7 protein-coding genes, 9 tRNA genes and 4 rRNA genes are annotated in these 12,664 nt (G+C 43.2%); all 20 read right to left on the bottom strand.

All coding sequences use genetic code 11. The features are described from left to right. Positions 1-25: 25 nt before the first annotated feature. The 20 genes from ACS127_RS04430 to rrf (ACS127_RS04525) all read right to left on the bottom strand — a co-directional run bounded on the left by ACS127_RS04430 (position 26) and on the right by rrf (ACS127_RS04525) (position 12,609). Positions 26-2,458 (bottom strand): ATP-dependent Clp protease ATP-binding subunit, encoded by a 2,433-nt coding sequence (locus ACS127_RS04430; protein ID WP_440897224.1) that lies wholly within the window; start codon positions 2,456-2,458, stop codon positions 26-28. Positions 2,459-2,475: 17 nt separating this feature from the next. Further along, complete coding sequence (locus ACS127_RS04435; RefSeq protein WP_440897226.1) at positions 2,476-3,543, bottom strand: protein arginine kinase; 1,068 nt, start codon at positions 3,541-3,543, stop codon at positions 2,476-2,478. Continuing rightward, positions 3,543-4,091, bottom strand: a complete 549-nt coding sequence (locus ACS127_RS04440; protein ID WP_440897227.1) for a UvrB/UvrC motif-containing protein — start codon at positions 4,089-4,091, stop codon at positions 3,543-3,545. The genes ACS127_RS04435 and ACS127_RS04440 overlap by 1 nt, the downstream gene beginning before the upstream one ends. A 29-nt stretch (positions 4,092-4,120) precedes the next feature. Continuing rightward, positions 4,121-4,582 carry a CtsR family transcriptional regulator gene (locus ACS127_RS04445; protein WP_440897229.1) on the bottom strand — a complete coding sequence of 154 codons (462 nt, stop codon included), beginning with the start codon at positions 4,580-4,582 and terminating at the stop codon, positions 4,121-4,123. A gap of 80 nt (positions 4,583-4,662) precedes the next feature. Next, a complete protein-coding gene (locus ACS127_RS04450; RefSeq protein ID WP_440897231.1) occupies positions 4,663-5,016 on the bottom strand; it encodes a hypothetical protein in 354 nt (117 codons plus the stop codon). Between the two features lie 48 nt (positions 5,017-5,064). After that, the gene (locus tag ACS127_RS04455; RefSeq protein WP_440897233.1) at positions 5,065-5,235 is read right to left on the bottom strand and encodes an MgtC/SapB family protein; all 171 of its coding nucleotides are present in this window, start codon (positions 5,233-5,235) and stop codon (positions 5,065-5,067) included. A 100-nt stretch (positions 5,236-5,335) separates the two neighbouring features. Next, on the bottom strand, positions 5,336-6,178 hold the full coding sequence (locus ACS127_RS04460) for a DegV family protein (protein ID WP_440897234.1): 843 nt from the start codon (positions 6,176-6,178) through the stop codon (positions 5,336-5,338). 239 nt (positions 6,179-6,417) lie between these two features. Further along, positions 6,418-6,530: ribosomal RNA gene (rrf, locus tag ACS127_RS04465) — 5S ribosomal RNA — on the bottom strand. A gap of 283 nt (positions 6,531-6,813) precedes the next feature. Then, positions 6,814-9,729: ribosomal RNA gene (locus ACS127_RS04470) — 23S ribosomal RNA — on the bottom strand. 205 nt (positions 9,730-9,934) lie between these two features. Then, positions 9,935-11,502: ribosomal RNA gene (locus ACS127_RS04475) — 16S ribosomal RNA — on the bottom strand. A 102-nt stretch (positions 11,503-11,604) separates the two neighbouring features. Continuing rightward, positions 11,605-11,680 (bottom strand) — tRNA-Ala (locus ACS127_RS04480). A 21-nt stretch (positions 11,681-11,701) separates the two neighbouring features. Next, positions 11,702-11,778: transfer RNA gene (locus ACS127_RS04485), tRNA-Pro, on the bottom strand. A 3-nt stretch (positions 11,779-11,781) separates the two neighbouring features. Further along, positions 11,782-11,858, bottom strand: a tRNA-Arg gene (locus ACS127_RS04490). Between the two features lie 4 nt (positions 11,859-11,862). Then, a tRNA-Leu gene (locus ACS127_RS04495) sits at positions 11,863-11,951 on the bottom strand. Positions 11,952-12,000: 49 nt separating this feature from the next. Beyond that, positions 12,001-12,072: transfer RNA gene (locus tag ACS127_RS04500), tRNA-Gly, on the bottom strand. A 17-nt stretch (positions 12,073-12,089) separates the two neighbouring features. Beyond that, positions 12,090-12,171, bottom strand: a tRNA-Leu gene (locus ACS127_RS04505). Positions 12,172-12,176: 5 nt separating this feature from the next. Further along, positions 12,177-12,252 (bottom strand) — tRNA-Lys (locus tag ACS127_RS04510). Between the two features lie 84 nt (positions 12,253-12,336). Next, positions 12,337-12,412, bottom strand: a tRNA-Thr gene (locus ACS127_RS04515). Between the two features lie 3 nt (positions 12,413-12,415). After that, a tRNA-Val gene (locus ACS127_RS04520) sits at positions 12,416-12,491 on the bottom strand. 5 nt (positions 12,492-12,496) lie between these two features. Beyond that, positions 12,497-12,609, bottom strand: a 5S ribosomal RNA gene (gene rrf, locus ACS127_RS04525). The 16S, 23S and 5S rRNA genes sit together here with 9 tRNA genes alongside, the layout of an rRNA operon. Positions 12,610-12,664: the final 55 nt, after the last annotated feature.

Here is a 12,664-nt window from a genome sequence, read left to right on the forward strand (position 1 = left end):
CCTTCCACTTTCTTCTTGATTGTTATTACTTATTTAAGATAATGAATTTGCCATTGCTGCTAAGTCCGATGCGAATATTTTCTTCTTTTGTAATATCGCCTCGCAGTAATGCTTCTGACAGTAAATCTTCAATATTTTTTTGAATGGAGCGACGCAAAGGACGAGCTCCATATTCTGGATCGAATCCATCTTCAGCAATTTTTTCTATTGCCTTGTTAGATAAAGTAAAGTTAAGCCCCTGATTAGCTAATCGTGTTTGAAGCTGATTAATCATTAGGCTAACAATATCTTTCATATGTTTTCGCTCAAGCGCGTGGAAAACAATGGTTTCATCAATTCTGTTTAAAAATTCCGGACGAAATGCTTTTTTCAATGCTTCCGTTACTTTTGACTTCATGTTTTTATAATCCGTTTGCTCATCTTGTAAATTAAAGCCAACATATTTATTATTTTGTAATTCGCTGGCTCCAACGTTTGAAGTCATAATTAGAACAGTATTTCTAAAATCAACAACCCTGCCTTTTGAATCTGTTAAACGGCCGTCTTCTAAGACCTGAAGCAAAATATTAAATACTTCAGGGTGAGCCTTTTCTATTTCATCAAGTAAGACAACTGAGTATGGCTTACTACGAACCTTTTCAGTTAATTGACCACCTTCTTCATGCCCCACATATCCTGGAGGTGACCCAACAAGTCTTGATGTTGTATGCTTTTCCATATATTCTGACATATCAATGCGAATCATGGCATCTTCATCACCAAACATGGCTTCAGCTAATGTACGAGCTAATTCTGTTTTCCCAACCCCAGTAGGACCTAGGAAAATAAAGGATCCAATTGGACGTTTGGGATCTTTTAAGCCTGCCCGTGCACGACGAATAGCTTTTGAAACAGCAATAACTGCCTCTGATTGCCCGATGACGCGGTTGTGTAAAGTATTTTCTAAGCCTAATAACCGTGTCGTTTCATCTTTCGTTAACGAATCAACAGGGACTCCAGTCCAGTTAGATACAACGGATGCTATATCTTCTACAGTCACTTTAGAGTCTTCCTGACCTTGTTTTTCCTTCCATTTTTCTTTTGTTTTGTCAAGTTCCTTGCGTAGTTTCTGCTCACGATCGCGTAATGAAGCAGCTTTTTCAAATTCTTGGCTTTGAACAGCAGCATCCTTCTCTTTTCTGACTTCTGTTAAGCTTTGTTCAAGCTCCTTTAAGTTTGTTGGTGCAGTATATGAACGCAGACGCACCTTTGAACCTGCTTCATCAATTAAATCGATTGCTTTATCAGGTAAAAAACGATCAGTAATATAGCGATTTGACAAATTAACAGCAGCATCAATCGCTTCATCTGTAATAGTGACACGATGATGTGCCTCATAACGATCACGAAGTCCTTTTAAAATTTCAATTGACTGTTCAAGAGTAGGCTCATCTACCTGGATTGGCTGAAATCGACGTTCAAGTGCAGCATCTTTTTCAATATACTTTCGATACTCATCAATTGTTGTCGCACCAATACACTGTAATTCACCACGAGCTAAAGATGGTTTCAAAATATTCGATGCATCAATTGCACCTTCAGCACCACCCGCACCAATTAAAGTATGCAATTCATCAATAAACAGAATGATATTACCTGCTTGGCGAATTTCCTCCATCACTTTTTTCAAACGATCTTCGAATTCACCCCTATATTTTGTTCCTGCAACAACCGTTCCCATATCGAGAGTCATCACACGCTTATCACGTAACGTTTCTGGTACTTCGTTATCAATAATTTGTTGTGCTAATCCCTCTGCTACAGCTGTCTTCCCCACACCTGGCTCACCGATTAAGACGGGATTGTTTTTGGTTCGACGACTAAGCACTTGAATTACTCGTGCAATTTCCTTCTCACGACCAATTACAGGATCAACATTTCCTTCTTTTGCTGTAACTGTTAGGTCCCGAGCTAAGGAATCAAGAGTAGGTGTGCTGGCTGGATTATTTTGAGCATGACGTACTTGGCCTTTTCTAACTGTCTCATTACTACCTAATAGCTGGAGAACTTGTTGACGTGCACGATTTAAGCTGACATCTAGATTATTTAGAACACGCGCTGCTATCCCTTCTCCTTCGCGAATTAACCCTAACAAAATATGTTCTGTTCCAACATATGTGTGGCCTAACTTTCTTGCCTCATCCATAGAAAGTTCAATAACTTTTTTAGCTCTCGGTGTATAATGGATGGTTTGTGAGGTTTTTTTACCAATACCTATTAAACCTTCAACCTCTTCTTGAATTTTATCGGTCTCTAAGCCTAATGAATGAAGAGCTTTAGCAGCAATACCTTCTCCCTCACGAATTAGACCAAGTAATATATGCTCAGTACCAATATTGTTATGTCCCAATCGGATTGCTTCTTCTTGCGAAAGAGCTAATACCTTCTGAGCTCTTTCAGTGAATCTTCCAAACATCATTTATTATTCTTCCTCCTTTATTGCTCCTCTAGACGTAAACGTTCACGAATAATAGTAGCGCGTTTCATATCACGTTGTTCTGGTGTTAGTGTTTCTTGTGCATATTGTTGCAAAAATGCTGGTTGTGTTAAAGTCATTAATTCATTTAAGATCGCTGTTGAAAGATTCTTGATGTAACCAATATCAATTGCTAAACGTAAATCTGATAAACACTTAGCTGCTTCCTTTGATTCGATAATTCTACTGTGCTTTAATATACCATAAGATCGAAAGATGCGATCTTCTAAACGAAGTCCTGATTGGTCAATTAACATTTGTCTTGCATCACGTTCGCGAGCAATTAACTGTTCAACTACGCTATGGAGATCTTGAATAATATCTTGCTCTGATCGCCCCAATGTAACTTGATTTGAAATTTGATAGATATTACCAGCTGCTTCACTACCTTCACCATATATACCTCTTACAACAAAACCGAGTTGATTAATAGCAGGAACCATTTTTCTTATTTTACCGGTTAATGTTAAGGCAGGTAAGTGCATCATTACTGAGGCTCTAATCCCTGTTCCAACGTTGGTTGGACAACTTGTTAAATAGCCTCGATTTTCATCAAATGCATAATCAATTTTTTCTTCTAACCAATCATCAAACTTAAATGCTTCTTCGAGTCCTCGCTCTAATTGTAAGCCAGGAAAATATAGTTGTAAGCGCATATGATCTTCTTCATTCACCATTAAAGAAACCTGTTCATTTTTTGAAAGTAATACCCCACTTTCTTTTTGTCGCTCCACGAGAAATGGACTAACCAAATGCTTTTCAACCAAAACTTGCTTCTCTAAAGGCTTTAAATCTTCCATTGCAAAGTATTCAAAATTCTCATATTGAGCAAAAGACTTTTCGCTAAAATGTTCTTTGATCCAATTGGATACAATCTTAAGCTCTTCTTCCGCCGCCATTAAAGGAAAAGGAACATCGGTAAAATTACGCGCTAATCGAATGCGCGTGCTTAGCACGATATCATGATCAGGCCCTTCCTCCTGCATCCATGGACTAATTGCTTGATCAATAAAAGATTGTAATGACATCAAATTTCATCTCCTTTTTCATGAGAAGACTTTTCTTTTTGCTCCAGTTCTTTTATTTTATCTCTTACTTCCGCCGCATCTTCAAATCTCTCCTCATTAATAAGTTGCTGTAATTGATCTCGATAATCTTGGATTAGGCGTTTATGCTGTAAATGAACATGCTGTCTGTTCGGTATTTTTCCGATATGCTTCGTATTTCCACCTTGTACCCTTCTAAAGATTGGATTCAAATATTCACTAAATATTTGATAACACTGTGAGCAACCGAATTTTCCTATTTTAGAAAATTGCTGATATGTCATATGACAATGTGGACAAGCGAGTTCATGAGGGTTATGCTTATTTGCTTCTGTCTTTGTTGTTGAGCTAGAATAATCATTAAACAAACCGCTCAACAGGTCATGAATAGTATAGACATCTTCCTCTGTGTCTAAATAACCTTTTTCCTTTGCACATTGCTGACAGAGATGTATTTCCGTTTTTTGACCATTTATAAAGTTCGTCAAATGTAAGCTAGCTGATCGCTGTTGACAAATTTCACATTTCATTTAGGATTCCTCCTTGTCTTTAGGCAAGCTTAGTTATACTTTAAAGATCTTAACATAGCAACTAAAATTCGTGATCTCAGCTCGTCACGAATTGGAATTTGCAGAGCTAATACCTCTCTATTGATAGCACTTATCATTAATTTTGCCTCTCTAATAGAGAGATACTCAGCCTCAAGTAAACGTTCAATCACAGCTATAGCTATTTGTTGAGTCACTTCTGGTCTAACAAGATCAATTAATTCATCAATCAATACATTTTTACTATTAGTGGCCATTCGCTGAATCCGAATATAACCACCTCCACCACGCTTACTCTCAACGTGGTAACCTCTTTCAGGTGTAAACCTTGTATTAATTACATAATTAATTTGAGAAGGTACACAAGAGAACTGATCAGCAATTTCACTACGTTTAATTTCAATTATATTATGTTTGTTACTTTCAATTATTTGTTTTAAATGCGCTTCAATTATATCTGAAATATTACGCATCTCTCCCTCTCCTCCTGATTGACTTTGACTATATTTGACTATATTTATATTTTATACTGCATAAACTTGAGATGCAACTTTTACACTTGTTTCACTTCTTTTATTTGCTTTAGTTGTTCAATTTTTAATAAGTCATAATAAACATCTTTCATTATTGTACTTTTTCCAGCTAAAACATTTGATATGATAATCATGCTATTGCTCTGTTCCTTTTTAAAATGAATATCCTTTACCACAATATTACGTGAATGAAATTGCGAGAAAATTTGATCAACAATGGATATCTCTGTTACAGTAATTTTAAGGTTTCTACGATATTCACGTTTTTCAACATTATTAAGAAAAACTAAACTAACAAAATAATAACTGTTGTTAATATAGCGATATCGATCATCCCAATACCAACAACTAAACCTAATCCTGCAACTGTCCATCTTGCCGGATCAAATCGAGCGACATCTGGAAATGTTCTAAAATATTGATCAAATCATCGGTATCATCAAACAAGAACTAACGACTACCAGAATAAGCGTTCTAAATCGAGCTGTATGTCTATTTATTTTTCGTTCAAAACCTATTATACCCGATAAAACTAATGCTAATAATAACCTCGTACTCATAACTAAAAATTCCGGAATAATTATCTTGCTCATTTCTCTACTTTGCAATAAAATTATCCTGTTGCTATGATATAGTTTATTAACAATTAAAATAAATAGATCTCCATTGGGGTGATCTATTTATTTTATCTTATCATTCTTTTAACCAAGATATTGCCATGGTCCCATGCCCTGCATGTATTCCTGCTACTGGAACAAGTGGCTCGATCTTAATTTTTAAATTCTTATGTAATTTTTTTAACTCTTCTTTCCACTGGTTGGCTATTTCCTTAGCACCAGCATGCATAATCCCCAATTCTTTGATATTACCTGTTTTATAGACTTCTTCAACCTTTTGAAATAAATGTTGTACAGCCTTTTTTTGACTTCTTATTTTACTTTCAACAATGACTTTACCATTGTCAAATTGTAAGATTAAATTTATATTTAATAAATTTGCAAAAACAGCCTGGGTTGTACTAACACGGCCACTACGCTTCATTTGTTCAAAGCTCTTCGGCAATAAATACATTTCTGCTTTTTTCGGATAAGTCTTTAATTTAGCGACAATATCTTTATAAGGTACACCCTCTTGTTCCATTTTAATCCCATTCCTAATCATTTTACCCAGTGCATATGAACCCATTTTAGAGTCAATGACTTCAACAGGGAATTCTTCCATTTTAGCAGCGCTAATTGAGCTTTGATATGTTCCAGTTAATTCACTGGACGCATGAAGAGCAATTCCAAGTTCATACTCGTTTTTCAATTTTTTATACAATTCTATGAATTCACCAAATGGAGGTTGACTGGTCTTAGCTCCCTCACCAAATTGACTTAATAGTGCATAAACTTCATCTTTCGTCACATCTATATCCTCTCGATAAGAGATATTATTAATAATCACGATCATCGGTAAAACAAAAATATTGTGTTGGTCAATAAACTCTTGTGACAATCCACATGTACTATCTGTTATCCAAGCAATTTTCTTCATGTGAAAGACCCCTTTTATTCTCAATTAAATTCTCGATACTAATAACTAACTATAACATAATTCAGGCAAATATTATAGTTATTTAAGCTGTTATATACCACCGATTTAATCCGATAATAATCATGTGTACTTAACAAGATCTCATCTTGAATTCTTCTTCATAGTCTTTGAGCAACACCATTTAACAAAGAACCCCAAAAAAACCTCAAGACCATTTGTTATCTTGAGGTTTTTATATAGTTTAGCGACGTCCTACTCTCGCAGGGAAAACCCAACTACCATCGGCGCTGAAGAGCTTAACTGCTGTGTTCGGTATGGGAACAGGTGTGACCCCTTCGCTATTGTCACTAAATCAACGTATTCATTTGTTCAGGTCATACCCTGAAAACTAGATAAGAAACGCATCGGACAAGTCAAATCATATAATCCAGCTTCACTGACCCAGCAACGATGTTGCTAAACGGTCGGTTCAGCTTTTTGGTATTAATCTAGCTCTGTCATCCAACAACTGGGTGTCTTCGCCTATCGCCCTACGATAAGTCATCAACGATTCACTCTCGTTCATCGTGATTCCTTTATCTCAGTTGATCGGCTCCAGTCACTGCGTCGTTAAACGGATGACTCCGCTTTTTAATTTAGTTAAGTCCTCGATCGATTAGTATTCGTCAGCTTCACATGTCACCATGCTTCTACCTCGAACCTATCTACCTCATCGTCTCTGAGGGATCTTACTCTAATGATGGGAAGTCTCATCTTGAGGGAGGCTTCATGCTTAGATGCTTTCAGCACTTATCCTTTCCATACGTAGCTACCCAGCCATGCTCCTGGCGGAACAACTGGTACACCAGCGGTATGTCCATCCCGGTCCTCTCGTACTAAGGACAGCTCCTCTCAAACTTCCAAACGCCCACGACGGATAGGGACCGAACTGTCTCACGACGTTCTGAACCCAGCTCGCGTACCGCTTTAATGGGCGAACAGCCCAACCCTTGGGACCGGCTACAGCCCCAGGATGCGATGAGCCGACATCGAGGTGCCAAACCTCCCCGTCGATGTGGACTCTTGGGGGAGATAAGCCTGTTATCCCCGGGGTAGCTTTTATCCGTTGAGCGACGGCCCTTCCATACGGCACCGCCGGATCACTAAGCCCGACTTTCGTCCCTGCTCGACTTGTCGGTCTCGCAGTCAAGCTCCCTTCTGCCTTTACACTCGTTGAATGATTTCCAACCATTCTGAGGGAACCTTTGGGCGCCTCCGTTACTTTTTGGGAGGCGACCGCCCCAGTCAAACTGCCTGCCTGACACTGTCTCCGAACCGGATCACGGTCCTGGGTTAGAAGGTCAACACCCTCAGGGTGGTATCCCACCGGCGCCTCCACGTAAGCTAGCGCTCACGTTTCAACGGCTCCCACCTATCCTGTACAAAGGATGCCGACATTCCATATCAGGCTACAGTAAAGCTCCACGGGGTCTTTCCGTCCTGTCGCGGGTAATGCGCATTTTCACGCATAGTATAATTTCACCGGGTCTCTCGTTGAGACAGTGCCCAAGTCGTTGCACCTTTCGTGCGGGTCGGAACTTACCCGACAAGGAATTTCGCTACCTTAGGACCGTTATAGTTACGGCCGCCGTTCACTGGGGCTTCAGTTCAACGCTTCGCTGACGCTAACGCATCCCCTTAACCTTCCAGCACCGGGCAGGTGTCAGCCCCTATACTTCGCCTTTCGGCTTCGCAGAGACCTGTGTTTTTGCTAAACAGTCGCTTGGGCCTTTTCACTGCGGCTTCTCATGCAAGAAGCACCCCTTCTCCCGAAGTTACGGGGTCATTTTGCCGAGTTCCTTAACGAGAGTTCTCCCGCTCACCTTAGAATTCTCATCTCGCCTACCTGTGTCGGTTTGCGGTACAGGCACCTGTGTCCTGGCTAGAGGCTTTTCTTGGCAGTGTGAAATCGGGAACTTCAGTACTTGATTTCCTTCCCCATCACCACTGGTCATTAGGTCAGACGGATTTGCCTATCTGACTGACTCATGGCTTGGGCGCGCTCTTCCAATCGCGCGCTTTCCCTATCCTTCTGCGTCCCCCCCTTGCTCTTAACGGCCACGAGGTGGTACAGGACTATCCACCTGTTGTCCATCGCCTACGCCTGTCGGCCTCGGCTTAGGTCCTGACTAACCCTGAGTGGACGAGCCTTCCTCAGGAAACCTTAGGCTTTCGGTGAAGAAGATTCTCACTTCTTTTTCGCTACTCATACCGGCATTCTCACTTCTAAGCGCTCCACCAGTCCTCTCGGTCTGACTTCTCAGCCCTTACAACGCTCTCCTACCATTGTTCAACGAACAATCCGTAGCTTCGGTGATACGTTTAGCCCCGGTACATTTTCGGCGCAGCGTCACTCGACCAGTGAGCTATTACGCACTCTTTCAATGATGGCTGCTTCTAAGCCAACATCCTGGTTGTCTGGGCAACGCCACATCCTTTTCCACTTAACGTATACTTGGGGACCTTAGCTGACGGTCTGGGTTGTTTCCCTCTCGACTATGAACCTTATCACCCACAGTCTGACTCCCAAGGATATATCTCTGGCATTCGGAGTTTGACTGAATTCGGTAACCCGGTAAGGGCCCCTCGTTCAATCAGTGCTCTACCTCCAGAATACATGCCTTGAGGCTAGCCCTAAAGCTATTTCGGAGAGAACCAGCTATCTCCGTGTTCGATTGGCATTTCACCCCTACCCACACCTCATCCCCGCATTTTTCAACATACGTGGGTTCGGGCCTCCAGTCAGTGTTACCTGACCTTCACCCTGGACATGGGTAGATCACACGGTTTCGGGTCGACGACCCTTTACTCTAAACGCCCTATTCAGACTCGCTTTCGCTGCGGCTTCACCTTTTCCGGTTTAACCTTGCAAAGAATCGTCACTCGCCGGTCCATTCTACAAAAGGTACGCCGTCACCCATTAACGGGCTCCGACTACTTGTAGGCACACGGTTTCAGGTTCTCTTTCACTCCCCTCCCGGGGTGCTTTTCACCTTTCCCTCACGGTACTGGTTCACTATCGGTCACTAGGGAGTATTTAGCCTTGGGAGATGGTCCTCCCGGATTCCGACGGAATTTCTCGTGTTCCGCCGTACTCAGGATCCACATCGGAGAAAATCACTTTTCCACTACAGGGCTCTTACCTTGTCTCGCGGACCTTTCCAAGTCGCTTCGTGTAAATGATTTCTTTCTCACTCCATGTGATGTGTCCTACAACCCCAAGAAGCAAGCTTCTTGGTTTGGGCTCGTTCCGTTTCGCTCGCCGCTACTCAGGAAATCGCTTTTGCTTTCTCTTCCTCTGGGTACTGAGATGTTTCAGTTCCCCAGGTCTGCCGCATTTAACCTATGGATTCAGTTAAATGCTCTACTCCATAACGAGTAGAGGGTTCCCCCATTCGGATATTCCCGGATCTTTGCTTACGTACAGCTCCCCGAGACATTTCGGTGTTCGTCCCGTCCTTCTTCGGCTCCTAGTGCCAAGGCATCCACCGTGCGCCCTTTCTTACTTAACTAAGTTGCGTTTGCACGCTTTACAGTAAAAAAGACTTGTTCTTACTTGATTTGATGTCTTGTCATATTTCTTATCTAGTTTTCAAGGTACAATACTTGCTTGAGAGATTGATCTCTCAAAACTGAACCAAACAACACATGTGTTAAGTATCATCTAAACTCAAGTTAGATGTTCCTATTAATCAGTCTAGCTCTGATTTTCCTTAGAAAGGAGGTGATCCAGCCGCACCTTCCGATACGGCTACCTTGTTACGACTTCACCCCAATCATTGGCCCCACCTTCGGCGGCTGGCTCCCATAGGGTTACCTCACCGACTTCGGGTGTTGCTAACTCTCGTGGTGTGACGGGCGGTGTGTACAAGACCCGGGAACGTATTCACCGTGGCATGCTGATCCACGATTACTAGCGATTCCGGCTTCATGCAGGCGAGTTGCAGCCTGCAATCCGAACTGTGAAGGGTTTTCTGGGATTGGCTTCACCTCGCGGCTTCGCTGCCCTTTGTACCCTCCATTGTAGCACGTGTGTAGCCCAGGTCATAAGGGGCATGATGATTTGACGTCATCCCAACCTTCCTCCGGTTTGTCACCGGCAGTCATCTTAGAGTGCCCAACTGAATGCTGGCAACTAAGGTTAAGGGTTGCGCTCGTTGCGGGACTTAACCCAACATCTCACGACACGAGCTGACGACAACCATGCACCACCTGTCACTTATGTCCCCGAAGGGAAAGCTTTATCTCTAAAGCGGCCATAAGGATGTCAAGACCTGGTAAGGTTCTTCGCGTTGCTTCGAATTAAACCACATGCTCCACCGCTTGTGCGGGTCCCCGTCAATTCTTTTGAGTTTCAGCCTTGCGGCCGTACTCCCCAGGCGGAGTGCTTAATGCGTTAACGCCAGCACTAAGGGGCGGAAACCCCCTAACACCTAGCACTCATCGTTTACGGCGTGGACTACCAGGGTATCTAATCCTGTTCGCTCCCCACGCTTTCGCACCTCAGCGTCAGTTACAGACCAGAGAGTCGCCTTCGCCACTGGTGTTCCTCCACATCTCTACGCATTTCACCGCTACACGTGGAATTCCACTCTCCTCTTCTGTCCTCAAGTTCTCCAGTTTCCAATGACCGCTTACGGTTGAGCCGCAAGATTTCACATCAGACTTAAAAAACCGCCTGCGCGCGCTTTACGCCCAATAATTCCGGACAACGCTTGCCCCCTACGTATTACCGCGGCTGCTGGCACGTAGTTAGCCGGGGCTTTCTCGTTAGGTACCGTCAAGGTACGAGCAGTGACTCTCCTACTTGTTCTTCCCTAACAACAGAACTTTACGATCCGAAAACCTTCTTCGTTCACGCGGCGTTGCTCCGTCAGACTTTCGTCCATTGCGGAAGATTCCCTACTGCTGCCTCCCGTAGGAGTCTGGGCCGTGTCTCAGTCCCAGTGTGGCCGATCACCCTCTCAGGTCGGCTACGCATCGTTGCCTTGGTGAGCTGTTATCTCACCAACTAGCTAATGCGCCGCGGGCCCATCTATCAGTGACAGCTTTAAGCCGCCTTTTATCCTCTCATTAGGTAATCAGAGGTCTTATCCGGTATTAGCTCGCGTTTCCGCGAGTTATCCCCGTCTCATAGGTAGGTTGCCCACGTGTTACTCACCCGTCCGCCGCTCGTTCCACCCTTTATCACTCCGAAGAGATCGAAAGGGTTTCACGCGCTCGACTTGCATGTATTAGGCACGCCGCCAGCGTTCATCCTGAGCCAAGATCAAACTCTCAATAATATTGAATGAGTATCTCTTCTACTCTGCTTTGAAGCACTAGCTTCTTCTTACTTCTTTACTTAACTTAATGGTTGTTTGGATTCAGTTTTCAAAGATCAAAAATGGTGGAGCCTAGCGGGATCGAACCGCTGACCTCCTGCGTGCAAAGCAGGCGCTCTCCCAGCTGAGCTAAGGCCCCACTAATCATAGTAATTATAAATGGTCGGGAAGACAGGATTCGAACCTGCGACCCCTTGGTCCCAAACCAAGTGCTCTACCAAGCTGAGCTACTTCCCGTAATGGCGCGCCCGAGAGGAGTCGAACCCCTAACCTCTTGATCCGTAGTCAAGCACTCTATCCAATTGAGCTACGGGCGCTATATGGTGCCGAGGGCCGGACTTGAACCGGCACGGTGGAAACCCACCGCAGGATTTTAAGTCCTGTGCGTCTGCCAATTCCGCCACCCCGGCAAGGAATAAAACTTTAACCATCTGGCAAACAAAATGATTAAATCCCTAGAGCGGAAGACGGGATTCGAACCCGCGACCCCCACCTTGGCAAGGTGATGTTCTACCACTGAACTACTTCCGCATATATTAAATTAAAAGTGCGGGTGGAGGGACTTGAACCCCCACGTCGCAAGACACTAGATCCTAAGTCTAGCGCGTCTGCCAATTCCGCCACACCCGCATAAATGGTGAGCCATGGAGGATTCGAACCTCCGACCCTCTGATTAAAAGTCAGATGCTCTACCAACTGAGCTAATGGCTCGCATTAATAGTGTTTCTATCGATTAATTAAAAATTTAGTTTAGTAATTCTGTTGCTTGACTAATTTAGTGAATAGATTTAAAAATGGTGCCGGCCAGAGGACTTGAACCCCCAACCTACTGATTACAAGTCAGTTGCTCTACCAATTGAGCTAGGCCGGCAAATGGTGGAGGATGCAGGGCTCGAACCTGCGACCCCCTGCTTGTAAGGCAGGTGCTCTCCCAGCTGAGCTAATCCTCCTATATGCCTAGCGACGTTCTACTCTCGCAGGGAAAACCCAACTACCATCGACGCTGAAGAGCTTAACTGCTGTGTTCGGTATGGGAACAGGTGTGACCTCTTCGCTATTGTCACTAGACATTTATTTTCAAGGACAAAATATATTATATGCATTTTTGCTATTAAAAGCAAGT

The organism is Amphibacillus sp. Q70 (assembly GCF_052055485.1).
Classification (GTDB): Bacteria; Bacillota; Bacilli; order Bacillales; family Amphibacillaceae; genus Amphibacillus.